At 49.5% G+C, this 25,756-nt stretch carries 26 protein-coding genes; 14 read left to right on the top strand and 12 right to left on the bottom strand.

Going from position 1 to position 25,756, the window contains the following annotated elements; genetic code table 11:
• The first annotated feature begins 88 nt into the window (after positions 1–88).
• Positions 89–1,069, top strand: coding sequence for a DnaJ C-terminal domain-containing protein (locus tag AACQ84_RS09790; protein WP_012307535.1), 981 nt, complete (start codon positions 89–91; stop codon positions 1,067–1,069).
• On the opposite strand, the gene AACQ84_RS09785 is transcribed toward AACQ84_RS09790, so the two are convergent.
• From AACQ84_RS09785 to pipX, 9 genes are all read right to left on the bottom strand, one after another.
• Complete coding sequence (locus AACQ84_RS09785; protein ID WP_012307534.1) at positions 1,070–1,849, bottom strand: RNA polymerase sigma factor SigF; 780 nt, start codon at positions 1,847–1,849, stop codon at positions 1,070–1,072.
• A gap of 329 nt (positions 1,850–2,178) precedes the next feature.
• On the bottom strand, positions 2,179–3,207 hold the full coding sequence (tilS, locus tag AACQ84_RS09780) for a tRNA lysidine(34) synthetase TilS (RefSeq protein ID WP_012307533.1): 1,029 nt from the start codon (positions 3,205–3,207) through the stop codon (positions 2,179–2,181).
• 53 nt (positions 3,208–3,260) lie between these two features.
• Positions 3,261–5,018, bottom strand: a complete 1,758-nt coding sequence (locus AACQ84_RS09775; protein ID WP_012307532.1) for a KGK domain-containing protein — start codon at positions 5,016–5,018, stop codon at positions 3,261–3,263.
• A 146-nt stretch (positions 5,019–5,164) separates the two neighbouring features.
• Positions 5,165–6,181: a c-type cytochrome biogenesis protein CcsB gene (ccsB, locus tag AACQ84_RS09770; protein ID WP_012307531.1), complete on the bottom strand. Its 1,017-nt coding sequence runs from the start codon at positions 6,179–6,181 to the stop codon at positions 5,165–5,167.
• 91 nt (positions 6,182–6,272) lie between these two features.
• Positions 6,273–7,430, bottom strand: coding sequence for a 7,8-didemethyl-8-hydroxy-5-deazariboflavin synthase subunit CofH (gene cofH / locus AACQ84_RS09765; protein WP_012307530.1), 1,158 nt, complete (start codon positions 7,428–7,430; stop codon positions 6,273–6,275).
• The gene (gene proC / locus AACQ84_RS09760; protein WP_012307529.1) at positions 7,427–8,236 is read right to left on the bottom strand and encodes a pyrroline-5-carboxylate reductase; all 810 of its coding nucleotides are present in this window, start codon (positions 8,234–8,236) and stop codon (positions 7,427–7,429) included. The genes cofH and proC overlap by 4 nt, the downstream gene beginning before the upstream one ends.
• A 154-nt stretch (positions 8,237–8,390) precedes the next feature.
• Positions 8,391–8,984: a cell division protein SepF gene (locus AACQ84_RS09755; RefSeq protein ID WP_012307528.1), complete on the bottom strand. Its 594-nt coding sequence runs from the start codon at positions 8,982–8,984 to the stop codon at positions 8,391–8,393.
• 418 nt (positions 8,985–9,402) lie between these two features.
• Complete coding sequence (locus AACQ84_RS09750) at positions 9,403–10,071, bottom strand: YggS family pyridoxal phosphate-dependent enzyme (RefSeq protein WP_012307527.1); 669 nt, start codon at positions 10,069–10,071, stop codon at positions 9,403–9,405.
• Positions 10,072–10,116: 45 nt separating this feature from the next.
• Entirely contained in the window at positions 10,117–10,386 is a 270-nt protein-coding gene (gene pipX / locus AACQ84_RS09745) for a transcriptional coactivator PipX (protein ID WP_012307526.1), read from the bottom strand.
• A 280-nt stretch (positions 10,387–10,666) separates the two neighbouring features.
• Here pipX and miaB point away from each other — a divergent pair, with 280 nt between their 5' ends.
• The 5 genes from miaB to AACQ84_RS09720 all read left to right on the top strand — a co-directional run bounded on the left by miaB (position 10,667) and on the right by AACQ84_RS09720 (position 13,839).
• The gene (gene miaB, locus AACQ84_RS09740; protein ID WP_012307525.1) at positions 10,667–12,022 is read left to right on the top strand and encodes a tRNA (N6-isopentenyl adenosine(37)-C2)-methylthiotransferase MiaB; all 1,356 of its coding nucleotides are present in this window, start codon (positions 10,667–10,669) and stop codon (positions 12,020–12,022) included.
• A gap of 5 nt (positions 12,023–12,027) precedes the next feature.
• The gene (locus AACQ84_RS09735) at positions 12,028–12,504 is read left to right on the top strand and encodes an MEKHLA domain-containing protein (RefSeq protein WP_012307524.1); all 477 of its coding nucleotides are present in this window, start codon (positions 12,028–12,030) and stop codon (positions 12,502–12,504) included.
• Between the two features lie 3 nt (positions 12,505–12,507).
• The gene (locus AACQ84_RS09730) at positions 12,508–12,765 is read left to right on the top strand and encodes a hypothetical protein (RefSeq protein ID WP_012307523.1); all 258 of its coding nucleotides are present in this window, start codon (positions 12,508–12,510) and stop codon (positions 12,763–12,765) included.
• A gap of 81 nt (positions 12,766–12,846) precedes the next feature.
• Positions 12,847–13,173, top strand: a complete 327-nt coding sequence (locus tag AACQ84_RS09725; RefSeq protein WP_012307522.1) for an HD domain-containing protein — start codon at positions 12,847–12,849, stop codon at positions 13,171–13,173.
• A gap of 81 nt (positions 13,174–13,254) precedes the next feature.
• Positions 13,255–13,839, top strand: a complete 585-nt coding sequence (locus tag AACQ84_RS09720; RefSeq protein WP_012307521.1) for an HD domain-containing protein — start codon at positions 13,255–13,257, stop codon at positions 13,837–13,839.
• Between the two features lie 49 nt (positions 13,840–13,888).
• Here AACQ84_RS09720 and petA read toward each other — a convergent pair whose 3' ends face one another.
• Together petA and petC are read right to left on the bottom strand one after the other, a co-directional pair.
• Positions 13,889–14,866, bottom strand: coding sequence for a cytochrome f (gene petA / locus AACQ84_RS09715; protein ID WP_012307520.1), 978 nt, complete (start codon positions 14,864–14,866; stop codon positions 13,889–13,891).
• A gap of 50 nt (positions 14,867–14,916) precedes the next feature.
• Complete coding sequence (gene petC / locus AACQ84_RS09710) at positions 14,917–15,459, bottom strand: cytochrome b6-f complex iron-sulfur subunit (protein ID WP_012307519.1); 543 nt, start codon at positions 15,457–15,459, stop codon at positions 14,917–14,919.
• 227 nt (positions 15,460–15,686) lie between these two features.
• Between petC and AACQ84_RS09705 the strand changes: the two genes are divergently transcribed.
• The 3 genes from AACQ84_RS09705 to AACQ84_RS09695 all read left to right on the top strand — a co-directional run bounded on the left by AACQ84_RS09705 (position 15,687) and on the right by AACQ84_RS09695 (position 18,415).
• Entirely contained in the window at positions 15,687–15,998 is a 312-nt protein-coding gene (locus AACQ84_RS09705) for a DUF3067 family protein (RefSeq protein ID WP_012307518.1), read from the top strand.
• A complete protein-coding gene (locus AACQ84_RS09700; protein ID WP_012307517.1) occupies positions 15,983–16,519 on the top strand; it encodes an AMIN domain-containing protein in 537 nt (178 codons plus the stop codon). The genes AACQ84_RS09705 and AACQ84_RS09700 overlap by 16 nt, the downstream gene beginning before the upstream one ends.
• Positions 16,520–16,747: 228 nt before the next feature.
• Entirely contained in the window at positions 16,748–18,415 is a 1,668-nt protein-coding gene (locus tag AACQ84_RS09695) for an adenylate/guanylate cyclase domain-containing protein (protein ID WP_049761620.1), read from the top strand.
• On the opposite strand, the gene ispD is transcribed toward AACQ84_RS09695, so the two are convergent.
• On the bottom strand, positions 18,412–19,107 hold the full coding sequence (gene ispD / locus AACQ84_RS09690) for a 2-C-methyl-D-erythritol 4-phosphate cytidylyltransferase (RefSeq protein WP_041443905.1): 696 nt from the start codon (positions 19,105–19,107) through the stop codon (positions 18,412–18,414). The genes AACQ84_RS09695 and ispD overlap by 4 nt on opposite strands.
• Positions 19,108–19,189: 82 nt before the next feature.
• Between ispD and AACQ84_RS09685 the strand changes: the two genes are divergently transcribed.
• From AACQ84_RS09685 to recQ, 5 genes are all read left to right on the top strand, one after another.
• Positions 19,190–20,149: a glycosyltransferase family 9 protein gene (locus tag AACQ84_RS09685; RefSeq protein ID WP_012307514.1), complete on the top strand. Its 960-nt coding sequence runs from the start codon at positions 19,190–19,192 to the stop codon at positions 20,147–20,149.
• The gene (locus AACQ84_RS09680; RefSeq protein WP_012307513.1) at positions 20,142–20,735 is read left to right on the top strand and encodes a D-glycero-alpha-D-manno-heptose-1,7-bisphosphate 7-phosphatase; all 594 of its coding nucleotides are present in this window, start codon (positions 20,142–20,144) and stop codon (positions 20,733–20,735) included. Before AACQ84_RS09685 ends, AACQ84_RS09680 begins: the two co-directional genes overlap by 8 nt.
• A gap of 119 nt (positions 20,736–20,854) precedes the next feature.
• On the top strand, positions 20,855–22,828 hold the full coding sequence (htpG, locus tag AACQ84_RS09675; protein WP_012307512.1) for a molecular chaperone HtpG: 1,974 nt from the start codon (positions 20,855–20,857) through the stop codon (positions 22,826–22,828).
• Positions 22,829–22,947: 119 nt separating this feature from the next.
• A complete protein-coding gene (locus AACQ84_RS09670; RefSeq protein ID WP_012307511.1) occupies positions 22,948–23,583 on the top strand; it encodes an exopolysaccharide biosynthesis protein in 636 nt (211 codons plus the stop codon).
• Positions 23,584–23,605: 22 nt separating this feature from the next.
• A complete protein-coding gene (gene recQ / locus AACQ84_RS09665) occupies positions 23,606–25,744 on the top strand; it encodes a DNA helicase RecQ (protein WP_012307510.1) in 2,139 nt (712 codons plus the stop codon).
• Positions 25,745–25,756 lie beyond the last annotated feature (12 nt).

The following is a 25,756-nucleotide window of genomic DNA, read 5'->3' as shown; positions in this document are numbered from 1 at the left end:
CATCGGGAAAACCAAACCATTCTTGGCAGAGCAATTTGCTATTCTATGGTGTAGTGAATCATGACCCCCGCAAGGAGGCTTAATTTCGATGGCAGCAACGGATTTTAAAGATTACTATTCCATCCTTGGGGTCAGTAAAAGTGCCTCTGCCGATGAAATTAAGAAAAAGTTTCGCAAGCTCGCTCTCCAATACCATCCTGATCGCAATCCAGGCAATGATGCCGCTGAAGCGAAGTTTAAGGAAATTAGTGAAGCATACGAAGTTCTTTCTGATCCAGAAAAACGGCAAAAATATGACCAGTTTGGCCAATACTGGCAACAGGCTGCTCGCGGGGGCGGTAGTCCCTATGGTGGCGCTGGCGTAAACGTCGATTTTGAGAACTTTAGTAACTTCGACTTTGGTAATTTTGGAAGCTTTGATGAATTTATTAACGATTTACTCGGACGAGCCGCAGCGAGTGCGGGGCCAAGAAGTACCGGGAATCCCTACAGTGATTTTGGTTTCAATACAGCAGCGAGTGGTACAACCCAAGGCGCCGATCGAGAAGCAAATATTCAACTGACATTGTCCGAAGCCTTTCGCGGTGTTGAAAAACGGTTGAGCCTAGGCACAGAGACAATTACAGTCAAAATCCCAGCAGGAGTAACCAACGGCAATAAAATCCGTGTCAAGGGCAAAGGTTCTCCTAGTGCCATGGGCGGCCAGAGGGGTGATCTGTATTTAATTGTTCAGCTCCAGGCCCATCATTTTTTCCACTTTGAAGGGGATAACTTAATCTGTACTTTACCCATTACCCCCGATGAGGCTGTGCTAGGGGCATCTGTCGCAGTCCCAACGCCGGATGGTATGGTGACGATGAAAATTCCCCCAGGGATTAAATCAGGACAATCACTGCGACTCCGAGGCAAGGGCTGGCCCAAACCAAAGGGAAACCGCACGGATCAGCTTGTCAAAATAGAAATTGCTGTCCCTGCTGCACCCACCGAAGCGGAAAAAGAGTGTTATGAGAAGCTCCGGGCGCTTAATTCTTTTAAACCCCGCGATCGCCTCCAAAATGTAAGCCTCTAACTAATCACCACCGAGGATTTTCTTAAGGGAATTAATCCCTTTTTTAATCCGCCGTGACACGGTAATAACACTCACTCCTAGTAGGTCAGCGGCCTCTTTTTGGGTAAGGTCATGGAGAAAAACAAATTCCAATACCTTGCGGGTATGTTCTTCGAGTTGAGCAAGGCCCTGTTGAATGCGAATTTGATCTTCAATGGCCAGTTGAAAGCTTTTGTAACCCGGATCCGGAACCAGATCTCCTAAAGAAGTATTTTCCCCTTGGTCAGCTTTTACAGAAACATCAAGACTGACAGGATCACGGTTTTGATAAGCCAGATTAATGGATTGCCATTCAGTTACAGAAATGTTGAGGTGTTCAGCGATTTCGATGGCAGAGGGTTGTCGATTATGTTCTTGGCGAAAAGTGTGGATAAAGCGATTAGACTGTTGCCGCAATTGCAACATTCGGCGGGGAATACGGACAGTAGAGCTTTTATCTCGCAGGTAATGTTGAATTTCACCGCGGATATAGGGATTCGCAAAGGAACTGAAAGCGTTGCCCCGCTCTAGGGTAAATCGCTCAATGGCCCGGAGTAAACCCAAGCTCCCCACCTGCATGAGATCATCAAAATTTTCGCTACATTGTCTCGACCAATGGTGGGCTTCTTTGCGAACCAAGCCAATATTTAAACTTACAATCTGATTACGAATTTTGACATCTTGGGACTGCCGATATTCCTGTAACAGTTCCAGGGTTTTTGACTTAATATTGTCACTAACTTTTGTCGTCGTAGGTTCCATTATTTTTCGGCCAGATTAATGGTCAAGCGATTACTGAGAAATGGATTGGAGCAAACTAAAAAAGATACGCTATTTTTCTGATGAAAAACTTCAAAATTAATGCGAGACTAAGGGAGGATTTTGGGAAAGATAAATTTAGATACCCCTAACATCCATCAGTTGTACTGTTCGTGATCATAATATTGGCATAGGTAGATCCGAAATAGTATTGATTTTTATCAAAATTCACTACTTTTTACGGAATCTTCAACAAAACTCCGTGAAACTACTGAAAAACCAGGGAAGATGACCTTTTAAATTCTTTCCAAAGACTCCCCAAATCTACGGAATTAATAGTCTTTGGCCTGCGGCGGATAATGATCTTGATTATTAGTTGATTTGGGTAAATTTGATTTTAGTGCTTCCGGCACAAGCCATTCTCCCATGACTTGCAGTTGAATTTTACCGGGTAAAGTGCTGAGGCGATCGCCATTGCAGCCATGGATCAACTCGACTGTAGCGCTAATTTGGGCGAAGGTGGGCATTTTGGGCAAAACTTGCTGGAGATATTGCCGGATTATCCGGCGTTGGAGGGCAATGTGTAAGGGCTGTAGGACAAGGCGATGGAGATGTTGCTGGGGAGTTAGGGCTTGCTGGAGATATTGTTGGGCGATCGCCTCAAGGTAGTCATTTTCATCCTGCAAAATGAGCGCTGTTTGGGCAAGGTGTTTATCGGCTTGGGTGTTTAATGTCCGTAAATGGGGCAAGATTTGCTGGCGTATTTGGTTGCGTTTAAAGCGCATTTGTTGATTGAAAGGATCAAAACACACAAGCAGATTAAATTGTCGGCAAAATTCCCCCGTTTCCTGTCGCGTAATTGTCAACAAAGGACGCACCAACTTGACCTTGTTGGAGAGCGATCGCCGTTCGGTGAGACTGCCTAGACCAGCCGTCCCCGCCCCCCGCACCAGGTTATATATTAAGGTTTCTGCACGGTCACTTTGAGTATGACCCGTCACCACATAGGCCTGATCGAGTTGTTCTGCTAAGTGAGTTAGGGTTTCATAGCGCCAGCGGCGTGCCGCATTTTCTGTTTCTGGGAGAGAAGACACCGCGCGGCAGAGGTAGAAAGGTAACTGCCATTGTGCCCCCAGAGTTTGTACGTGGGCGGCAATCTCTTCATCACCGGGCCAGCCATGGTGACAATGGGCGATCGCCAAGGACCATTGCCAATGGCGTTGTAAGTCCAGCATCAACCGACTTAAACACACAGAATCCTGCCCGCCGGAGACAGCCATGATGAGCTTGGCCCCTGCAGGCAATAAATTTGACTCCTTCAAATGTTGGTGTAGCCGCGCGTGTAAAGGACTCCAGTTCATGGAATCATCGATCTACTAATACGCCCATAGGATCATTATCTTCGTATCCAGGCTTATGGCTTTTTACGAAACATCGCAACATTGATAAACTGGCCCAGATCATCCTCCGATGCTTGGGTATTTTGGGGACTTGAAACTTCTGAGTCATCAAAAAGATCGTCTAAATCGAGATCACTATCCTCGGATAATGGCTCTTCTGCCTCATCTAAAGACAACTCCAAATCCCCTGACAGATCATCTAGACTTTCGGCGTTCTGACCTGTAAACACCGTAAACGGATCATCTGCCTCTGAAACATCCGCCTGGGTTGGTGCTTGATCTTCTGTCACCCCTTCAAAGGGATTAGGGGCCTCAAGAGAATCTGTTTCTAGGGCTTCAGGAGTACTTTCTGTCTCCATCTCCGGTAGATCTTCTGGTAGATCTAAAGTTTCTAAATCACCAGTCTCAGGGGTTGGGTTCTCTTCCAATAGGGATTGGAATAAATCGTCTTCCTCTGGAATCTGCTCCGGTTCATCAAACAGGTCTGTAAGGGCCATTTCCTGTTCTTCAATGCTATCGACGGTGATTGCAGTTGGCTCATCGTCGTCGGCAAATTCATCTAAATCTAAATCAAGATCAAAATCTCCCTCTTCTGTATCACCAAACAAATCATTGAGATCTTCGTCAGAAATTGCTTCATTTAGCGCATTAGCTGGTGTGTCTTCCGCAAATAATGCCTCTAAATCATCGGTTTCTTGAAGCTCAGCTTCTGCCTCTGAAGCTTGTTGCTCTGGGGATTCAGAAGTTTCTTGATCAAAAATATTTTCTAAAAACTCTTCATCCGGCTGCACCAGAGTCTCTTGAAAAACAATGGTTTCTTTACCATTAACGGTGGACTTTTCAACGGGTTCTGAGGTGCTAGTCGAGATATTCTCCTCACCGTGATCAGCTTCTGGGGCGATCCCGGTAAAATCTGCTTCAGGAGTCATTGTCTCGGCAAAGTCTGGCGCCTCTTCTAACTCCTCTGAGTCTAGGTCTTCTGAGAAGGTATCAGTGACTCCCGCAGTTTCCTCTGATGCCGTGTCAGGCCCATGAATTTCAGGTTCTACTTCGGCAACAGCAGCATCAAAATCAAAGTCTTCTTCCCCGAACAGATCATCAAGGTCGTCGATTGGTTCTGCCAAGTCTGCTTCGGCTGTGTCGCTAGATTCTTCAAAAAGAGCCTCAAAATCATCGAGGTCATCCTGATCAGAGAAATCAGCACCATCGGCAGTCGCTAGATTTAAATCTTCTAAATCTGCACTAACATCTTGGGGTTCTACCTCCATGTCCGGCAGGTCAAGGTCTGGTAGATCTGTCTCTGGGGTATCAGATGCAGAATCATCAAAATCCAAACCAAGGTCAGCAAATTCTGCTTCGTTAAACTCTAGTTCCAAATCATCAAAGTCTGATTCTGATTCAGAAGTCGTAGAGGCAGTCGCACTAGGGAAATCACTGGCAGCTACCGAAGGAAGGAGATCAGCAGCTGCCTTAGGCTTTGGGTCTGCGCTTGCCTCCCCACCGTCTTCTTCGGCAAATTCAAGGTGTAGCCTGACTTTTCCTTTGACCCAACCAGAGGCACCAAACCGCAGCACATCACATTCAATGCCGTTATCCGTTAACCAATCAACGGTTTCTTCGGTGAGTCCCCCCAACCCTTGTTCTAGCAAGAGTTGCTTTAAGGCGGCGGCGAACTCGTCAACGCGAAAAGTGCTATGGCCGATTACAAAACGAGATTCGCTATTAATCGACAGCACTTCACCGCTGCTCAGTGGTTGAAAGTTTTTGCTCACGGTTATTTCCCCACAGTGTCAAAATAGTTAGGTCATCAAGCTAAAAGAGGGTTCGGGCGGATTGATCACAATTCCCGCCTTTGTGTCTTATTTTAATCGGGCTTTTCCTACGGAAATGTCTTTTTCTCTTTAAAATTTACGGATTTTTAGAAAAACCAACCGTAGGAATGCAATCCTTTACCAAGAATATTGACCCCTAGATAACATACCCAAACGACGAAAAAACCTGCCGCTGCGAGAAAGGCGGGTTGTCGACCTTGCCAACCCCGGGTGATACGGGCGTGTAAATAAGCGGCAAAAACTAACCAAGTGATGAGGGCCCAGGTTTCTTTGGGATCCCAACTCCAATAGGAACCCCAGGCTTCGTTGGCCCAAACGGCACCGGCAATAATCCCAATGGTCAAAAGCGGAAATCCTAGGCCAATGATGCGGTAGCTGATGTTATCGAGGGTATCGGCAAGGCTCAACATCTGGGGACTGAGAGCTGGGGTCGTAGTGAGCTGCTGGAGGTCAGGGGATGCTAGGACGGCGGTATTACCGTTACTTTGGGGTTCGGTTTTCTGAAAAGCGACTACGGTCACTGGGGTTTCGTCGGTGGTGTTTTGGGGCTGGCGGAGTCGATAGCTGCCATTACCAACAGAACTGCCTCGCAATTCAATTTTCTGGCCTTTGGTGACAATTAAAAAGGCGATCGCCAATAGAGATCCCACCAAGAGTGCGGCATAGCTGATCATCATCACACTGACGTGCATCATCAGCCAGTTAGATTTGAGAGCCGGGACGAGAGGGGCAGAATTTTGCATTTCCGCCGGGAGCGATAGGGCAGCAAAGGCCGTGATCCCCATGGCAACCGGAGCAGTAATCACACCGACCCAACGACTGCGACTCATCCATTCGGCGACGAGGTGCATGGTGGTTACCCCCCAGGCGAGGAAAAAGAGCGATTCGTAAAGATTGCTGAGGGGGAAATAGCCGGCTTCTAACCAACGGGCTCCCAGGAGGGTGGCCATGCAGAGATTGGCGATCGCCACGCCGAGGGTGCCTAAACCGGTTAAGCCCGGAATGTTCGGAAACGCAGCCCCGCCCCAGTAGAGGAGCATCGTCAAGAAAAGAACCAGAAAAGAAGTGTTATCTAAAAGGCTTTGGAGTGCGACCAAATCCATTGTGCGATTCTCCTAAAAAAATATCGATCAAAAAAGCTTGGACTTTTAGCGGACTGTAATTAAAAAATTTTTATCGTTACTTATTTTCCCATTAGATCATATCGGCTGAGCTCCCCCGACGGCTATGTCGATCCTGATAGAGGGTGGTACGTTCTGCGGGAAGGCGATCCACTGAGGCGATCGCCATTCGTAATTGAGAGACCGTTAAACAGGTTCCCCCTTGGGCCCCAGCCATGGTTGTAATGTGCTCTTCCATGAGGGTGCCGCCCAAATCATTGCAACCCCAACGGAGGGCAGTGGTGGCCCCCCCTAAGCCCAGTTTGACCCAGCTCGGCTGGTGATTGATGATCCATTTTCCAAGAAAGAGACGCGCCACTGCCGTTAATAACAGGGTTTTTCGTAGATCCGGTTGATCCCGGCCCACTTTTTTGCGGAGTACCTGGGGGGCTAGTTGGCCGACAAAGGGTAAGAGAATAAATTCAGTGATTTTAGCGGGTTTCCCCTCGGCGATCGCCTGTTGTTGCAGTTGCCGGATCTGGTCTAAATGCTGTACCTGATGCAATGGTGTTTCGATGTGGCCACAGAGCATTGTGCTGGTGGTCGGTAGTCCCAGGTGATGGGCTGTGCTGACAATTTCTAGCCACGTTGCCGCCTTTAACTTTTCGGGGCAAATTTGACGACGAATCTGATCGTCGAGGACTTCTGCCGCCGTACCCGGTAGGGAACCAACACCAGCGTCCTTGAGGGCAATGATTACATCTCGGAAGGACAGCTGATCCTCGCGGGCAATAAATTCAATTTCCTGGGGAGAAAAGGCGTGGAGATGCAAACCGGGAAAAGCATCCTTCAAAGCAGCAACCAGATCGAGGTAGTAGTCGAGCGATCGTCCATTACGTTTTGCCTGGGGATTTAACCCCCCCTGGATGCACAGTTCCGTTGCCCCCTCCGCCCAGGCCGCCGCCGCTTTTTCCTGGAGTTGTGCTTGATCGAGCCAAAAGGAATCTGGGTCTCCCGCATCCCGTCGAAAGGCACAAAAGTGACAGTGCTGCTCACAAATATTGGTGAAGTTTAGATTGCGGTTCACCACATAGGTAACGGTTTCCCCACAAAGCGATTGTCTGAGGGTATCAGCCGCCATGCGGATACTTTCGATGGCCTCCGGCTCCGTTTGGGAAAGGAGGAATACTCCGGCCTCAACCGTGAGATCAACACCGGCGATCGCCGCATCTAGTACCTGCAGTAACTTCATCCTTGGCCCAACTCGACAGAACGGGCCTTCGCCGCGGTAACAGCAGCAATGACCCCTGAGCGAAACCCATGGGCTTCAAGGGCCGCAACACCAGCAATGGTAGTGCCCCCTGGACTGGTCACCCGGTCTTTGAGTTGAGCGGGATGTAAGCCGGAGGTTTGGAGTAATTCCGCCGTTCCCTTGACCGTTTGGAGGGCGAGTTGTTGGGCCGTGGCCCGGGGCAAACCTGCCGCAACGCCGCCATCGGCCAGGGCTTCTACCATCAAGGCCACAAAAGCCGGGCCAGAGCCAGAAAGTCCAGTCACCGCATCCATCAGAGACTCTGGTACTGCCACCACTTCACCCACAGCCCCAAAAATTCGTTTTGCGAGGGCGACCTGGGCTTCTGAAACGCGATCCCCAGGGGTGATCGCCGTCATCCCTTGGCCAATAATCGCCGGTGTATTTGGCATTGCCCGCACCACTGGATAGTCCCTAAAACCGCCTTGTAACTGAGCCAGGGTAACCCCAGCGAGGATTGACAACACCAGGGGAGGCGTTTCTAGCTGTTGACCTTGGAGTTCGGTGCTGACTTGATTAAAAATTTGTGGCTTGATTGCCAACATTAAAACTTCAGAGGCGATCGCCGCTTCCTGGTTACTGGCCGTGACACCCACTTGATATTCCTGTTGTAAATAAGCCCGCCGTTCCGCCACAGGTTCACTCACAATCACATCTGCTGGCAAGTAAATTTGTTCCTTGAGGAGCCGTGCGAGGAGGGCCTCTCCCATGACACCGCCGCCAATCATGCCGAATTTTGCCGCCATCTTAATTCTTCACATTCATCCCTGAAATGACGCATTCATCTTGACTGATTTTTTCCCAGAAGGCAAATGCAGCGCACTAAAAAGGGGACAGAAAATCTATCCCCAAAATTTGGCGATCGCCTTGGACCTTACAGCGTTTTTGTTGGGCCAATTCTTATTGAGCCTGGGCCATCGGTGTCATCTCATCACTCCAAGCGGGAGCAGGGGCGGCAGGACGAGCCGGGGCTGCCGGGGTGGCAGGGGTTTCTTCGCGGCTTAAGCTATTTGTGACTTGTACACAGTTCGGCGTAAAGAGGAAAATGCTATCGCCAATCCGTTCTTGGTGGCCATCAATAGCAAAAGTCCCACCCGCAACAAAATCTACTGCCCGCTGTGCTTCGTCGGGATCCATCATGTTGAGATTGAGGACAATGGAACGTCGATCCCTAAGGGCTTGGATAATTTGAGGCATTTCCTCAAAGGAATGGGGCTCACAAACAACCACTTCAGCCGGGGAGTTACTGACGCCAGGGAGGCCGATGACATTGTTACGAGTGGGGGTGGTGTTAGAGTTCATGGCAAAGTTAGAAGCAACGGTAGGGTTTTCAGGTAGACGACGGGGGGCAGGCGCACTCTCTTCGGGCAAAGGGGTGGGCATTTCAGCAGGATAGAGGGCATGATAATCGTTGTTATCAATTTCCCCTTCATAGTATTCTTCGTATTCTTCTGGTTCGTTGAAGCCTAGGAAGTTACGTATGCTGTTGAACATGGGGCTAAATATCCTTGGTTATAGGGTTTTCAATATTGATTGATGATATGCTTCGTCGGCTTGGTAGATGGTGGGCAACATCTCCAAAAATTGTTTGTCCAGGATATAAGGCTCGAAGGGTGAAGAGACTTGACCAAGACTTAGGTAATTTTGAGCATATTCTAAGGGATGAATTATCTAGGGTTTCGCCAATTTAAAATTCTTAAGCTTAGCGATCGCCTTGGGACATATGGCTTATTTTGCCCTAAAAGTGAAGTTTTGGAGAATCGACATTGATAAGATTTTGTGAATCGAACATTGCAAATTCTAGATATTTTTCATCAATAGAATTGTTGCAAGAGGATCAATTTCAAAATTCTTTATGGAACTGCGGCCATTCACTGGGGTGATCAACAAATTTTTCAGCGGTTAGATTGGCTTATTCCCGTGCCCCGAAGATCCCCTGGCCAACGCGAATCATTGTTGCTCCAGCCTCGATCGCCAGGGGATAATCACCGGACATTCCCATGGATAATTCTGTTAATTGCTCCGGTAAGCTTGCCATCTGATTCAGTTGTTCCTTGAGAGAAAATATCTGTTTAAACGCCGTCCGGGTCTCAGTGCGGGAAAGCCCCAGGGGAAGAATTGTCATTAAACCCTGAAGCTTGAGGTGTTGACAGGTGGCGAGTTGCGGTAGCTCGCTCAGGAGTTGGGGAATTTCCCAGCCAAATTTATTAGGGTCAGGCAGGGGTTTAATTTGTAAACAGCAGCGGGCTGGATTTTCTAAGTCGGCGGCATATTGATCAAGTTTTTGGGCGAGAGCCAGGCTATCTACAGTATGAATCCAATCGAAATGGGTGATCGCCTTTTTCGCCTTATTTTTTTGCAGATGGCCAATAAAATGCCAACGAATATCTGGTAAGTCCTCTAATTCCGCTTGTTTTTGCTGGGCTTCCTGGAACCGATTTTCGCCAAAATCTCGAATTCCCGCCGCATAGGCCAGACGAATTTTTGCCGCAGAGTGGGTTTTGCTAACGGCGATCAGGCGCACCTCCGGAGGGATTTCTTCCCGTAGTCGGGCAATATTTTCGGCGATCGCATCTGACATTACTAAAAAAATGACCCGTAAATTAATTAGACTCAACTAACTCGCTTATTGGAATGTCCGTTTATAGAGCGCCTGTAATACCTGAAACTCAGCCATGGCACCAGATCGACGCACCTGACGCAGGCGATTTTCCATCTTTAACCGGGCATCCATCCGGGTGACCGACTCAAAACTCATGCCATTGGTATCTTGGTGCACAATAAAAAATAACCGCTGGGCATAGAGCGTCGTAAATAACTCCTGCTTGTCTTCCAGTTCACAGATTCGGAAGAGCATCCCAAATGTCGGGTGATTAAAATAAGATTCCGTGTTCATTCAAATTTTAGCGAGTTCACCAATAGCTACAAAGCACCCTTTCTTTTTCGGTTTTCGACCACAAAAAATCAGAGGTTAGCTTTGCTGTAATCAAAAATACACATCAAAAATATTAGACATAGTATATAGGCAAGACTCCCCCTGGGATAGCGTGATCCAGAGTTTTCACAGCTCACATCGAGGTTTTGGCGGATTCACATCCCCATCTCCCACAAGCGAAACCTAAATTGGTAGAATAAAAAGCTGCTAATTTGCCTAGCCCATTATTTTTGAAACGACCATGACTAAGCCTCGTCAATATCACATTACCACTTTCGGTTGTCAGATGAACAAGGCCGACTCCGAACGTATGGCGGGCATCCTCGAAGAGATGGGCTATCACTTCACCGAAGATCCCTATGCTGCAGATCTCGTCCTCTACAATACCTGCACGATTCGGGATAATGCGGAACAAAAAGTTTACTCTTACCTCGGTCGTCAAGCTAAGCGGAAACAAGAAAAACCCGACCTCACCCTGATCGTTGCCGGTTGCGTCGCCCAACAGGAAGGAGAAAGTCTCCTGCGCCGTGTCCCAGAACTAGATCTGATCATGGGGCCTCAACATGCCAACCGTCTCCAGGATTTGTTAGAGCAAGTCGAAGGGGGAAGTCAGGTGGTGGCAACGGAGCCAATCCATATCGTTGAAGATATTACGAAACCCCGGCGAGACAGCACGGTCACGGCCTGGGTCAATGTGATCTATGGCTGCAATGAGCACTGTACCTATTGTGTTGTTCCTGGCGTGCGGGGCACGGAACAATCGCGCTATCCAGAAGCGATCCGGGCAGAAATGGAAGAACTAGGGCGACAAGGGTTTAAGGAAGTCACGCTCCTCGGTCAAAACATCGATGCCTATGGCCGGGATTTACCGGGGACAACACCGGAGGGCAGAAATAAATACACCCTCACGGATCTTTTGTATTACGTTCATGATGTGCCGGGCATTGAGCGGATTCGCTTTGCCACCAGTCACCCCCGCTACTTTACGGAACGCTTGATTAAGGCTTGCCAGGAGTTACCCAAGGTTTGTGAGCATTTTCATATTCCTTTTCAGTCTGGGGACAATGAGGTGCTTAAGGCGATGCGACGCGGTTATACCCACGAAAAATATCGCCGCATTATCAATACCATTCGGAGTTATATGCCCGATGCTTCCATTAGTGCGGATGCGATTGTGGCGTTCCCCGGAGAAACGGAAGAGCAGTTTGAAAACACCCTCAAATTGGTGGATGAGATTGGTTTTGATCAATTAAATACGGCGGCCTATTCTCCCCGACCCGGCACCCCCGCCGCCACTTGGGATAATCAATTGTCAGAGGAAGTAAAAGGCGATCGCCTCCAACGTTTGAATCATTTGGTCGCCCAAAAAGCAGCAGAACGCTCCCAACGCTATGCCGGACGGATCGAAGAAGTGCTCGTTGAAGATCAAAATCCGAAAAATCCAAGTCAGGTTATGGGACGGACCCGGGGCAACCGCCTCACCTTTTTTGAGGGAGAGATTAACGAACTCAAAGGAAAAATTGTTGCGGTCAAAATCACCGAAGCACGGGCCTTTAGCCTAACCGGAGAAGCCGTTGAAGCCCTCGTAACTGCTTAGATACCATGACCACTCAACCTTGGCTCACCCCAGCGGCGATCGCCCAAGTGCAGCTTATTTTGGATAGTTATCATCATTGGTTTGGGGCGGATTTGATTGATCGCAGTGAATCCCCCCAAAAGCAGGCGGCAATTTTATTTGATGCACCGCTGGTGGTATTTTCCCATGGCACAGAGGCCGACCCAATTTATAACTACGGTTCTCGCCTCGGTTTAGAACTTTGGGAACGGTCTTGGGAGGAGTTGTTACAGATGCCCTCCCGACAATCGGCGGAACCTTTGGCACAGGTACAGGCAGAGCGCAATCAATTGTTAGCGAGCAGCCGTAGCTATGGGTTTAAAACAGGTTTTTCGGGGGTACGCATTACCAAAAGCGGGAAGCGGGTACGGATTGAGGATGTTAAGCTTTGGGACTTACTCGACCCGGCGGGAAATTACCGGGGGCAGGCTGCCGTATATTCTAAATGGACAAATTTAGATTAGGACATGAAAGAGCAATTTATCCTGTGGTTGGATCGTCTATTGGTCGCGGATGTGTTTGTGGTGTTATTCGCCTTTTTTTGGTTTGCGATCGCCTTAGTTGGCCGCTCATCGGGGGTTAATCTGGGCTGGGATTTGTGGTATTCCCTCTGGGAGCCTGTGTTTACGCCAGCCATTGGTATTTTGATGTTGGGGGCAATCCTCAGTTGGGTGGTGAAAAAACTGGGCCTCTGGTTTGGTGACAAATCCGATGAACTGTCTTAATTCTCTTCCCCATTAATGAGGCACAATCCTGCTTAGTTCATTGGTTAGGATTGGTGCAAATGCAACCTAGGCATTAAGTTGATGAAGCTCTCTGACCGATTTTCTGAAGCGCTGGTTTTTGCGGAAAAATTGCACCGTCAGCAAGTGCGTAAAGGTTCTGGCGTTCCCTATGTGGCCCATCTCCTGGGGGTTGCCAGTTTAGTGCTCGAAGCTGGGGGTGATGAAGACGAGGCGATCGCCTTAGTTGGCCGCTCATCGGGGGTTAATCTGGGCTGGGATTTGTGGTATTCCCTCTGGGAGCCTGTGTTTACGCCAGCCATTGGTATTTTGATGTTGGGGGCAATCCTCAGTTGGGTGGTGAAAAAACTGGGCCTCTGGTTTGGTGACAAATCCGATGAACTGTCTTAATTCTCTTCCCCATTAATGAGGCACAATCCTGCTTAGTTCATTGGTTAGGATTGGTGCAAATGCAACCTAGGCATTAAGTTGATGAAGCTCTCTGACCGATTTTCTGAAGCGCTGGTTTTTGCGGAAAAATTGCACCGTCAGCAAGTGCGTAAAGGTTCTGGCGTTCCCTATGTGGCCCATCTCCTGGGGGTTGCCAGTTTAGTGCTCGAAGCTGGGGGTGATGAAGACGAGGCGATCGCCGCCCTGCTCCATGATGCCATTGAAGACCAAGGGGGAGGGGAAACCAGAGCTTTAATCTGTGAAAAATTTGGCGAGCGGGTGGCAACCATTGTCGAAGGCTGTTCCGATAGTTTTGATGGTGAAAAAAAGAGGCCTTGGCGGGAACGCAAAGAAGCTTACCTCCAGCATCTACAAACAGCTTCAGCCTCAGTGCACCTGGTTGCCATGGCCGATAAACTCTACAATGCCCAATCTATTTTGCGGGATTACCAACGGATCGGTGAAGCCCTCTGGCCCCGTTTTAAAGGTGAAAAAGAGGGCACCCTTTGGTATTACAACTCACTTTTGAAAATCTTCGATTTATCCCATCCCCTCGCCCAGGAACTGCACCGCACGATGGAAACTTTGAAAACATTGATGGCGGCAAATCAAGCACATCAGCAATAAAAAAGACAGACCGGAGTCTGCCTTCGCACAATTTTAAATTTCTTGTAATTTAGAAGTCGAGTTGGCCAGCGGCTTGAACCCGTTCTACCTGTTTCTTCTTCAGAACGAGGAAGATTTGAGTCAACATAATCCCAGCAACAAAGGCCATGTAGCCATAGATGCGAGCGGGATTCTGGAGGACAACTTCTGTATCTTTTTGGCCAAATCCACCGACGTTGGGGTTGTTCGTGAGGGCTTCACCAGCGGCGATCGCCTGACCTTCAGAAACAATCACTTCGGGGCCAGCCGGGATCGTATCGATCACTTCGCCCGCTTCAGTGGAAATGGTGATATCAGTGCCCGCAGCCTCATTCACCGCAATATTGGTGATGGTGCCGGTAGCGGACGCTTTAAATTGATTGTTATTGCTTAGTTCACCAGTGGGATAAACTTGACCACGGCCACGGTTCGCACCGAGGTGGACTGCATATTTACCGTAGTTGATGTTCTTATCGGTTTTCGGATCGGGGGAGAGTACTGGGAAAACGATCTCTTCGTATTGATCACCGGAAATCGGCCCAATGATCACAACGTTTTCTTGATCCGGAGCGTAGGACTGGAAGTAGAGACCTTCGGTTTTTTCCTTCAGTTCGTCAGAGAGACGATCAGCGGGCGCAATTTTGAAACCGTCAGGAAGCATCAAAACAGCACCAACGTTGAGGCCACCCTTTGAGCCGTCCCCTAGAACCTGCTGTTGGCTATGGTCATAGGGAATTTTGACAACGGCTTCAAAAACTTGATCGGGTAAAACGGACTGGGGAATTTCCACCTCGGCTTCTTTGGCAGCGAGGTGACAGTTGGCACAGACGATCCGGCCTGTTGCTTCACGGGGCGTTTCTGGGGCGGTTTGCTGGGCCCAAAAAGGATAGGCGGCAGCGGCTTGGGGGAAAAGGACGTCACTGGCGAAAAATAAACCAAAGGTGGCGATCGCCACGAGGCAGGCGGTCTTTAGCCGTTGCCAGATTGCCATCAGTTCAGGTGTTTTCATCGTAAATTTTTACAAGCGTTTTCTCTAATGGATGAACCCGTATGGGGTTTTTAGGCCCACCAAGGAGCTTCGTCAGTACGGAAATCAGTTTCTGTCCAGTCGGTGAAGGAGATCTTGTCATCTTCAGTCACTTCCGCATGGACAAGGGCCAAGGATAAGGGGGCTGGGCCGCGGACAACTTTCCCGGTTTCGTCATACTGAGAACCGTGGCAAGGACACATGAATTTATTTTCAGCGGTATTCCAAGGGACGACACAACCAAGGTGGGTACAGATGGCGTTGATCCCATAGCTGGAGATGGTGTTATCCCCTTCGACAACCACATAGGTGGGATCCCCTTTGAGGCCTTGGGCCAAGGAGCGATCGCCTGCGGTGTGGGTTTGGAGATAGTCGCTCACGATAATGTCATTACCGAGGGCATCTTTAGCAATCACGCCACCACCAGCGCCACCACTAGAAGGAGGAATAAAATATTTAATAACGGGATATAAACCACCGAGAGCCGTTCCCGCCGCCGTCCCCACCCAGAGGAGGTTCAAAAATTGGCGACGACCTAGATCTGGAACATCGGAGGAACCTGATAATTGAGTCATAATCAGAGCCTTTTTGTATAGTTATGTAAGCGTTTCTACAATACTTCCTATGAAGAATATCATCCAAATGGCGAGCAAAGATGGCGTTTTACCTGAGCTTGAGCCTTAGTTGGTTGCCGGATAGCCTTTAAAAAGGTTAACAAAGTTTTGTAGATAAATTATTACAGATCGGCTGAGATTAGGCTTTTGGCCACAGAAATGTCAATGAACCGCAGGAGGAGTGGGCGATGAATGGTGGAGAACTACGGGAACTTTTGTGGCGTAAATGGGGACGATCCTATGACATCCAACTGCGACAAATTAAGGGGGAATGGTATCTCCAGGTGATGTGGAAATATTTGGAACAGGTTTCTTTTCCCCTCTCGGAGGCTCAATATGAGGAACATCTCCAGGCGATCGCCACTTATTTAGGGGAATGGGGTGTGAGTCAACAAGTTCATACTTACCTCGAAGAAACCACAGAACGCCCCAGGGTCGGCAAAGCAATTAGTATTCGTTTGGAATTGGGAGAACGGGCCTCAGAATGGCTGTTGGGTTAATCCAAAAATATTTTAATCAGAGTGTCTGTGTAGTGCTGGTGTTGGTAGCCGGACTGAGCCACAGCCCCAAGGCGATCGCCGATCCGCCGTCAGAGTTGCCCTCCCTCCAAGATTGGGCCTTTGACCCCCAAGCGCAGCAACTCCGCCTCCAAACCGCTCCAACGACGATTCCCCAATATTCTCGCCTCAGTAACCCGACTCGTCTGATCATTGACCTGACCGATACCCGCTGGCCCGCTGCTACCTTGACCCAGGCCTACGACGGCACCATTCGTCAACTGCGCATTGGCCAATTTAATGACCGCACCACTCGAATCGTTTTAACCTGGGCTGGGGAAATTCCGCCCACTTGGTCGCCCACCTTTCAACGTTTGCCCCAAGCTGATGGTTCTGTGGTGTGGCGCTTTGAATTTCAAGGGGCGATCGCCAGTGCAGATCTCCCCTTCACATTTCCCCCGGCCCTCTTGCCCCCCACCCAGGCGATACCGATCCAACTCCCCCCATTGCCAGAACTTCCTTAACGGTTTGTGGCGATCGCCACTATCTTTAGACAGAAAAATATCCTCCTTGGGCTACACTCAGGGATGAATCTCCGCTTCGAGCGCTGACTTTTTATGACAAGCCGAGCAAAATTTCCCCTTGCTTTTTGAACTTCCGTGGGCAGAGTTATCCTGGCATCGCTTTGACTATTTAAATTCAGCAATTTTTTTCGCAGGCCACTGGCACGTGTTATTTCCCGTGAAACTCCTATGACTGATCTGCAACTCCGCATCCAAGCTGAGGGCTACCCAGAACGTATTGTGGTGGTCGATCAAGGGGAGTTTGTGATCGGTCGCTTGCCTGAATGTAGTCTCTCGCTACAGATGACCCAAATTTCCCGGTACCACGCCCGGATCAAACGGCGGCAACAGGCTTGGATTTTAGAGGACTTGGGCAGCACCAATGGCACATATCTCAATCACGTCCGGATTACTGAGCCCCAAACGATCCGCCAAGGAGATCTAATTCGTCTTGGCCATGCCTCAATTTTAGTCACGTTCCAGAATGTGACCCTCGATGAAACGACAGATCTACAGGCTGACCAATGGGGATCGGGGCGCACCATTCTCCGTAACGCCGAAGATCTCAAGGAGCAATGGCTACAGGGGGAAGAAGGCTATGGTCATCAGCCCCACACGGAAACGGCGATCGCCCGCCTTAAGGAGTTGGTGGACATTGTGAAACAACTTAGTTCTGCCGAATCCATTGAAGCTATTTTTCGCCTGACCCGGAATGTTATTTTTCAGGAATTGCCAGGCTTAGAACGGCTGGCGCTGCTCATTGATATTCGGGGCAATGGCAAATTAGAACTCCTCAGTGCTGCGGCCCAGAGTCTCCCGGATAATCACCCGGCCATTCGCACCAGTGCTTGGATTAGTCAATCGGTCTGCCAAAAGGTTTTTAAAGAAAGGGTTGCCCTCAAATCCGTAGATGCCCAGAGCGACCAGCGCTTTGCAGGGGAAGATAGCATTTTGGCAAAGGGGATTCGAGGAGTGTTGGCGGTGCCCCTATGGGATCAAACAAAAGTGGTGGGGGTTCTGTATGGTGATGCCCACTTGAAGTTAGATGAATCAGAACCATTAACCGATGATGATTTAAGTTTTTTTTCGACCATTGGTCATCTGTTGGCGGCCAGTGTGCAACGGTGGTTGCTGAGCCGTCGTCTCCAGGAACAGGCTCAAATTCGCCAAAAACTAGAGCGTTACCATTCGCCTGCGGTGGTACATCAATTAATTTCGGTGGGGGCGTTAAAAAATGGGCGACTCCCCCCTAGGGAAGCGGAAATCAGTATTTTATTTGCAGATATCGTTAATTTTACGCCCATTGCGGAGCAGTCTTCCCCCAGTGCCATTGCGGATTTGCTGAACGTTTTTTTTGAGGAGATGCTCCATTCGGTGTTTGCCCAAGGGGGAACCCTCGATAAGTTTATTGGCGACTGCATTATGGCGTTTTTTGGGGCACCAGAACCCCAGATCGATCATGCTGAACGGGCGATCGCCACCGCCATGGGCATGCTCAACCGCCTTGATCAACTAAATTTACAAAATATTTGGCCCCAACCGATTCAACTGCGGGTTGCGGTAAATAGCGGCAAGGCTTTTGTGGGCGATGTGGGCAGCTCCCAGCGGGTAGACTACACGGTTCTGGGGGGAACGGTGAATCTTGCGGCCCGCCTTGAGACCATTTGTCCACCAGGGGAATGTGTGATCACCGATGCGACATATCAAGCGATTGGCGATCGCCACCAGGATTTATTTATTCCCATGGGGGCCGGGCGATTTAAAGGCATTGACCGCCCCATCCAGGTTTACCGTACCCAACGGCACCGCCACCCCAAACCGCTACCGTTAAAAAGCACCGAGGTTTCCAGCTCCTAGGTTTTTGGCATTTCATCACGGCTCTGCAAAATAAATTCGGCGATCGCCAAATCTCCTGGCGTCGTAATTTTGAGGTTTGTTTCTTCCCCAGAGACAATTTTCACAGGCAGACCACAACGCTCGAACAAAGCCGCATCATCGGTCACTTCCCAACCCAGGGTTTTGCCTTTTTCGTGGCAATCCTTGAGGCGCTGCACCGTAAACCCCTGGGGCGTCTGGGCAGCCCAAAGCTTCGCCCGCTCCGGCGTCTCTTTGACCCAACCTTGTTCATCTACTACCTTAATGGTGTCCTTGACGGGAATCGCCGCAATTAAGCCCTCACAGGTTTCTAGGGCCGCTGCACAGCGATTAAATAGCGCCGGGGTGGCCAAACACCTTGCCCCATCGTGGATCAGCACCTGGGTTGCCTCTGGGGGAAGGGCTTGTAGACCGTTATAAACTGATTCTTGGCGAGTTTTGCCACCTCGAATCAGTTGGACAGGCTTAGAAAGCTTTAAATCGGCCAAAATTGCCTCAAAGTCCGGAAAATCTAAGGGCTGTCCCATGATGCCAATCCAGGCCACTGAATCCGCCGCCGCTGCTGCCTGGAGCGTCCAACTAAAGAGCGGTTTATCCTGTAGTGTCATCAGCAGTTTGTTGCGATCGCCGCCCATCCGTTTGCCGACGCCCGCCGCAGGCAATAACAAGTGCACCATGGCTTTTCCCTAAGTTACTAAACGTTTCCGCCTATTCTCTTCTAAAATGATGCTGGATACGTAAGTTTATACCCCCAAGATGCGCATACTAGCCCTAGTTCCCGGAGGAGTTGGCGACCAAATCCTCTTCTTCCCGACCCTCGCTGATCTCAAGGAACGTTATCCCGAAGCCATGATTGACGTTCTGGTCGAACCCCGTGCCAAGGCAGCCTATCGCGTCTGTCCCCAGGTTCATGAAGTGCTGACCTTCGACTTTAAAGATCGTAATGGCCCCGCTGACTATCTCAATATTCTCGGCACCATCCGCGATCGCGAATACGAAATTGCCCTCTCCCTCGGCAAAAATTGGGCTGTGGGCTTCCTGCTCTGGCTGAATGGAATTCCCACCCGCGTGGGCTACAAAACCGCAACATCTTGGTTTATCTCCAATCCAGCCCCCCTCAACGAAAACCAATACGCAGCGGCCCTCTACCACGATCTCCTCAAAGGCTTAGGCATTGACACCGATTGTCCATCCCCCAGTATCACAGTGCCCAATGGGGACATTCAGTGGGCTGAAGGGGAACAAAAACGCCTGGACTTAACCGAGGGGTATATCCTGATTCACGGTGGTGCCAGTCAACTCTCCCAAGCCAAGGGCATCAACAAACTCTACCCTGTGGCAAATTGGCAACCGATCATTGAAGATATCCAGAGCAAGCAGCCAAACCTCCCGATTGTCTTGCTCCAAGGCCCCGACGATGCCCCTTGGGTCACGGAACTCATTGCCCTTTATCCAGCGCTCAAGGTGACACGGCCTGAGGATATTGGTAAAGCAGCAGCCATGATTGCCGGGGCCAACTTGATGGTTTGTACAGATAGTGCGCCGATGCACCTGGCCGCCGCCGTGGGGACTTACACCATTGCTCTCTTTGGTGCGACCCACGCCGAAAAGCTCTTACCGCCAAAGAATGATAAATTGATTGGCATCCAGTCTCCCACTGGAGAAATGGCAGATATTCAACCCAAAGACGTATTGGCTCAAATTTGGCGTGGCTAAACCAGCAGTTTTCCTTGATCGTGATGGTGTCCTTAACATCGAAGCAGGATATATTCACACCCTCGAAGACCTGAATCTAATTCCAGGGGTGGCGGCGGCTGTGCGATCGCTCAACGATCAAGGAATTTTTTGTTGCTTGGTTTCCAACCAATCGGGGCCAGCCCGGGACTACTACGGCATTGACCATGTAGAAGCCCTCCACACCAGACTGCGTACCCTCCTAAACCAAGAAGCGGCGGCCCACCTCGATGCGCTGTATTATTGCCCTTATTTAAGCCAGTCAGCCGGGGGCACCCACCCAGACTTTACCCAGTGGGGCACCTGGCGTAAGCCGAATACGGGAATGTTGGTGACAGCGGCCTGGGAACATGATTTAGATTTACGCCGTAGTTTTATGGTGGGGGACAAAGCGACGGATATTGACCTCGCCCACAACGCTGGCCTCCGGGGGATTTTGGTCCAAACAGGCTACGGTAAACAAGTCCTCAGCGGCAAATATCAACACCACACCAAGCCCGATTATGTCGCCAAGGATCTCCAAGATGGGGTGAATTGGGTATTACAACAGCTCCAAAAGAAGCCATAGGAATCAAGAAAATACGGAAATCCGCATCTGGGGATGGGGGCGATCGCCGCCTTGAGGTTTTTCCAAGTTCCGGCAAAATAGAGGACGAATCCTTAGACCAAGTTGGAAGCATACGACCTATGGCAGTCCTCGAAAAAGGTAATATTACAATCCATACCGAGAATATTTTCCCGATAATCAAAAAATCTCTGTATACCGACCACGAGATCTTTTTACGGGAACTCATCTCCAATGCCGCCGATGCGATCACCAAGCGCAAAATGGCAAAAATGGCCGGTGAAAGTAGCGTTGATGTGCCCGATGGAGAAATCATTATTGACGTTAACAAGGAGAAAAAACAACTCTCCATCACCGATAACGGCATTGGGATGACCGCCGACGAAATCAAAAAATATATTAACCAAGTTGCCTTTTCGAGTGCCGAAGAATTTATTCAAAAATATGGCAAAGATGCGAACGATTTAATCGGGCATTTTGGTTTAGGGTTTTATTCCGCCTTTATGGTGGCCACCCAAGTAGAAATTAATACCCTTTCCTGCAAAGATGGTGCGGAAGCGGTTCATTGGAGCTGTGATGGTTCCCCCGAATTTCAACTGAGTGCCAGTGACAAAACCAGCATCGGCACAACCATTACCCTCACCATGATGGATGAGGAAACAGAATATTTAGAATCCCAACGGATTCGCCAATTGGTCAAAACCTATTCTGATTTTATGCCCGTTGCCATTCGCTTTGAAGGGGAACAAATCAACAAACAGCGGGCCATTTGGAAGGAATCTCCCCAGAATTTAACCGACGAAGATTACCTCGAATTTTATCGCTATCTTTATCCTTTCCAAGAAGACCCATTACTGTGGGTTCACTTGAATACGGACTATCCTTTCTTGCTCAATGGCATTCTCTATTTTCCGAAATTGCGCCCGGACATTGATGTTACTAAAGGACAAATTAAGCTGTTCTGTAATCAGGTTTTCGTCAGTGACCATTGCGAAGAAGTCATTCCTGAATTTCTGATGCCGTTGCGGGGCGTTGTGGACAGCACCGACATTCCCCTCAATGTTTCCCGCAGTGCCTTAACAAACCACCGGACAGTGCGCCGCATCTCCGATTACATCGCCAAAAAAGTTGGCGATCGCCTGAAGTCTCTCTACAACGAAAGCTATAGTGACTACGTTAAAAGTTGGGAAGATGTCGGCACCTTTGTAAAGTACGGTAGTATCCGCGATGAGAAGTTTAAAAAACAAGTCGAAGACATTCTCATTTACCGCACAACCCACCAACCGGAAACAGCAGCGACAACGCCGAAAGTAGAAGTACAGGGCAATGACGGTGATGTGTGGGAAGACGTGAAATCCGAAGACACCCAGGCAACGTCTACGGCCCCCTACACAACCCTCAAAGATTATTTAGAACGCAATAAAGAGAAGCACGAAAATCGCGTTTTTTATTGCACCGATCCCAGCACCCAGGGCACTTACATTGAACTGTACAAAAACCAAGGTTTAGAAGTCCTTTACATGGACTCCTTTATTGATACCAATTACTTCATTCCTTTCCTAGAACAGGAATACAGCGATGTGAAGTTTTCACGGGTGGACTCGGAGCTAGATCAAAGCCTCGTAGAAGACGATAAGGCCAGTGAAATTGTTGACCCGAATACCAACAAAACCCGTGGCGACGTCGTTAAAGAGTTGTTTGAAAAGGCAATTGGGAAACCAAAGGTCAACATCAAAACCCAATCGATTAAATCCGCAGAAACAGCAGCAACGCCCCCGGCAATGGTGCTTTTACCAGAGGCCATGCGGCGTCTGCAAGAGATGACGGCGATGATGCAACAAACGGCAATGCAATTCCCAGAAGATCATGTGTTGATGATTAATTTGTCGCATCCCTTGATCGAAAATATTTACCAACTCAGCCAGGGTTCGATTATCCAAGCAGATGGCAAAGCCTCCAACCAGGAAACCATCGATATGATGTGTCAACACGTCTATGATTTGGCATTGATGGCCCAGAAGGCCTTTGATGCGGAGGGGATGAAAGCGTTTGTGGAACGTTCGAACCAAGTGTTGACCCGTTTAACCCAGAAGTAAGCCTTCATTTAATTTGCCCGATGATCTCCCCCCCCGGTGGGGAGATTTTTTTGTAAACACAATTAACGGACGGGCATTGCGCTATGCTCAGTAGCTGTCCCTCTGCGTAACATTTGGCTATGGCTCGCCTCTCCCAAGAATTGCACCGTTATTTTTTTGAAGAAGACCGTGGTGAAACCGTTAGTTTAGCCCAGGCGATCGCCCTCGCAGAGGAAAAAGTCTTTGGGGTCATTTTGCTGCTGTTGGCCTTTCCGTCGGCCCTGCCAATTCCGGCCCCAGGCTATTCGACGCCCTTTGGGATTTTAATTTTTGCGATCGCCCTCCAGTTGATTTTTGGGCGGAAAAAACTCTGGCTTCCGGTTGCTTGGCAACGAAAAACCGTCAAAACGACCATGGCCCAGGGCATCCTGAAAAAAGGTCTCCCTTGGCTCAAAAAAATTGAGGCGATCGCCCATCCCCGGTTTCCCATCGTTTGCCAGAGTCGCCTGGGTCGCACTGTCATGGGTTGTACCATTGCCCTGATGGCTACCTCCATGATGATCCCCATTCCCGGCACCAATACCCTCCCGGCCATGGCGATCTTCCTCACCGCCTTTGGCCTCCAAGAGGACGATGGCTTGATCAGTGGCGCTGGGGTTGTTTTCTCCATTGTCATTGCTGTGCTGATGGTGTCTGTGATTTATGTGTTCTTCAACGGTGGCCTCAGCCTATTGGATCTGCTCAAAGACTGGGTCACGGTACGATTAGGGGGCTAGTTGTTTTCGTTTTGTTGCCGCCATGTCCCAGTTCCCATCCCTAGAAGCCGCCCTCAAACACTTCTTTGGATATGACAATTTTCGCCATGGCCAAAAGGCGGTCATTACCGCTGCCCTGGAAAATCGCGACATCCTCGCCCTGATGCCAACAGGAGCGGGCAAGTCCCTTTGTTTCCAACTGCCCGCCCTGCTGAAACCGGGGTTGACGGTGGTGATTTCTCCCTTGATTGCCCTAATGCAGGATCAAGTCGATGCCCTGACGGACAATGGCATTGGTGCAACTTTCCTAAACAGTACCCTCAACCTCGACCAAGCGCGATCGCGGATTCAGGCAATTTTTAACGGCAACATTAAACTGCTCTATGTTGCCCCAGAACGGCTGTTTAACGAGGGCTTCCAGCAACTGCTCACAGATGTGGATCAGACCATTGGCCTGACTGGATTTGTGGTGGATGAAGCCCACTGTGTTTCAGAGTGGGGCCATGATTTTCGCCCAGAATATCGTCAACTGAGTCGCATCCGGAGACGCTACCCCCGGACTCCTTGCCAGGCCTTTACTGCTACCGCCACCCAGCGCGTCCGGGAAGATATTATTGATCAACTTGCCCTACAGAACCCCAGCTTTCACTGCACCAGCTTTAATCGCCCCAACCTTTACTACGAGGTTCTTCCCAAAGTCCGGAAAAGTTATACGCAACTGCTGTGCTATGTCCGTCAACGGCGTGGGCAGCCAGGAATTATCTACTGTTCTAGCCGCAAAAAAGTAGACGAGTTGGCCGATCGCCTCAAACAAGATGGCGTTAAAGCCTTGCCCTACCATGCAGGCTTGGCGGATCGTTTACGAGCGGATTATCAAGAGCAATTTATCCGGGATGATGTGCCTGTGATGGTCGCCACCGTTGCCTTTGGCATGGGCATCAACAAACCCGACGTGCGCTTTGTGGTGCATTACGATTTACCGACCAATTTAGAACGCTATTACCAAGAGTCGGGTCGTGCGGGTCGGGACGGAGAGCCTGCCCACTGTACTCTGTTCTATCGGGCAGGGGATATTAAAAGGGCCGAATATTTCATTGAACTCAAGGAAGACGAACAGGAAAAACGCATCGCCTACCAGCAACTGCAAAAGATGATCGACTATGCCGAGGGGATCGATTGTCGGCGGACGATCCAACTGAGCTATTTTGGGGAGCAATTTCCGGGGGACTGTGGCGGTTGCGATAATTGTCAGAATCCTCGCCCTATCGAAGATTGGACGATTGAGGCCCAGAAGTTTTTATCCTGTGTTGCCCGTTGTCGAGAACGCTATGGCATGACCTACATTATCGATGTGTTGCGGGGTTCTAAGAAAGAAAAAATTATTCAAAACGGGCACCACCAACTGTCTACCTATGGCATTGGCCTCGACCATACTAAAGAAGCATGGAAAAATTTGGGGCGATCGCTCCTGTATCAGGGCTTGATGACCGAAACAAGCGATGGCTATCGAGTCTTGAAACTCAACGCTCGCAGTTGGGAAATTTTGCGACAACAGAAAACAGTGAAAATTGCTGTGGAACGGCGGCAAACGGCCCAGGAAATTCTAGGGATTTCTGAAAGTCGCCTCGATGCGGAAATTCTTTTTGGGCAACTGCGACAACTGCGGAAACAATTGGCCGATGCAAATTGGGTTGCTCCCTATATGATTTTTTCCGATGCGACCCTCCGGCAAATGGCAACTCGGCGACCCCGCACCCAAGCAGATTTTTGTTTGATTTCTGGGGTAACGAGTGCAAAATATCAACGTTATGGGGAGCCTTTCCTCGCGGCGATTCAGGAATTTTGCGCCAGCCAAGAGCCACCAAAACCCCAGGTCAATGGCACCCAGTTACTCACCCTCCAGCTTTATCAACAGGGCCTTTCGGTTACAGAAATTGCCAAGCGGCGCAGTCTGACGGCGGGGACGATCAACGAGCACCTGGCAACATTACTCCAGAATGGCGAGATTACTGACCTAGACCGCCTCGTAAAACCAGCCGCCCAAGTGGAAATTGAAAAGGCGATCGCCACCGTGGGAGCAGAATCTTTAACGCAGTTGCGGGAGCACCTCCAGGAAAAATACAGCTACGATGCGATTAAACTGGTGCGGGCTAAACTGCTGCAAACTGCAAAATCAGCCTAGGTTTTTTAAAAT

Origin of the sequence: Picosynechococcus sp. PCC 7002 (assembly GCF_963860125.1) — a bacterium.
Lineage (GTDB): Bacteria > Cyanobacteriota > Cyanobacteriia > Cyanobacteriales > MRBY01 > MRBY01.
This window is presented reverse-complemented; position numbering and strand designations above follow the sequence as displayed.

Coding starts and splice junctions, on each gene's coding strand:
- recQ (WP_012307510.1), top strand. CDS start 23,606: ATGTCCCAGTTCCCATCCCTAGAAGCCGCCCTCAAACACTTCTTTGGA.
- AACQ84_RS09790 (WP_012307535.1), top strand. CDS start 89: ATGGCAGCAACGGATTTTAAAGATTACTATTCCATCCTTGGGGTCAGT.
- AACQ84_RS09670 (WP_012307511.1), top strand. CDS start 22,948: ATGGCTCGCCTCTCCCAAGAATTGCACCGTTATTTTTTTGAAGAAGAC.
- miaB (WP_012307525.1), top strand. CDS start 10,667: ATGACTAAGCCTCGTCAATATCACATTACCACTTTCGGTTGTCAGATG.
- ccsB (WP_012307531.1), bottom strand. CDS start 6,181: ATGGATTTGGTCGCACTCCAAAGCCTTTTAGATAACACTTCTTTTCTG.
- AACQ84_RS09750 (WP_012307527.1), bottom strand. CDS start 10,071: ATGTCAGATGCGATCGCCGAAAATATTGCCCGACTACGGGAAGAAATC.
- AACQ84_RS09755 (WP_012307528.1), bottom strand. CDS start 8,984: ATGTTCAACAGCATACGTAACTTCCTAGGCTTCAACGAACCAGAAGAA.
- htpG (WP_012307512.1), top strand. CDS start 20,855: ATGGCAGTCCTCGAAAAAGGTAATATTACAATCCATACCGAGAATATT.
- cofH (WP_012307530.1), bottom strand. CDS start 7,430: ATGAAGTTACTGCAGGTACTAGATGCGGCGATCGCCGGTGTTGATCTC.
- AACQ84_RS09720 (WP_012307521.1), top strand. CDS start 13,255: ATGAAGCTCTCTGACCGATTTTCTGAAGCGCTGGTTTTTGCGGAAAAA.
- proC (WP_012307529.1), bottom strand. CDS start 8,236: ATGGCGGCAAAATTCGGCATGATTGGCGGCGGTGTCATGGGAGAGGCC.
- petC (WP_012307519.1), bottom strand. CDS start 15,459: ATGACTCAATTATCAGGTTCCTCCGATGTTCCAGATCTAGGTCGTCGC.
- AACQ84_RS09725 (WP_012307522.1), top strand. CDS start 12,847: ATGAAGCTCTCTGACCGATTTTCTGAAGCGCTGGTTTTTGCGGAAAAA.
- AACQ84_RS09700 (WP_012307517.1), top strand. CDS start 15,983: ATGGCTGTTGGGTTAATCCAAAAATATTTTAATCAGAGTGTCTGTGTA.
- AACQ84_RS09730 (WP_012307523.1), top strand. CDS start 12,508: ATGAAAGAGCAATTTATCCTGTGGTTGGATCGTCTATTGGTCGCGGAT.
- AACQ84_RS09735 (WP_012307524.1), top strand. CDS start 12,028: ATGACCACTCAACCTTGGCTCACCCCAGCGGCGATCGCCCAAGTGCAG.
- AACQ84_RS09785 (WP_012307534.1), bottom strand. CDS start 1,849: ATGGAACCTACGACGACAAAAGTTAGTGACAATATTAAGTCAAAAACC.
- petA (WP_012307520.1), bottom strand. CDS start 14,866: ATGAAAACACCTGAACTGATGGCAATCTGGCAACGGCTAAAGACCGCC.
- pipX (WP_012307526.1), bottom strand. CDS start 10,386: ATGAACACGGAATCTTATTTTAATCACCCGACATTTGGGATGCTCTTC.
- AACQ84_RS09685 (WP_012307514.1), top strand. CDS start 19,190: ATGCGCATACTAGCCCTAGTTCCCGGAGGAGTTGGCGACCAAATCCTC.
- AACQ84_RS09705 (WP_012307518.1), top strand. CDS start 15,687: ATGAATGGTGGAGAACTACGGGAACTTTTGTGGCGTAAATGGGGACGA.
- tilS (WP_012307533.1), bottom strand. CDS start 3,207: ATGAACTGGAGTCCTTTACACGCGCGGCTACACCAACATTTGAAGGAG.
- AACQ84_RS09695 (WP_049761620.1), top strand. CDS start 16,748: ATGACTGATCTGCAACTCCGCATCCAAGCTGAGGGCTACCCAGAACGT.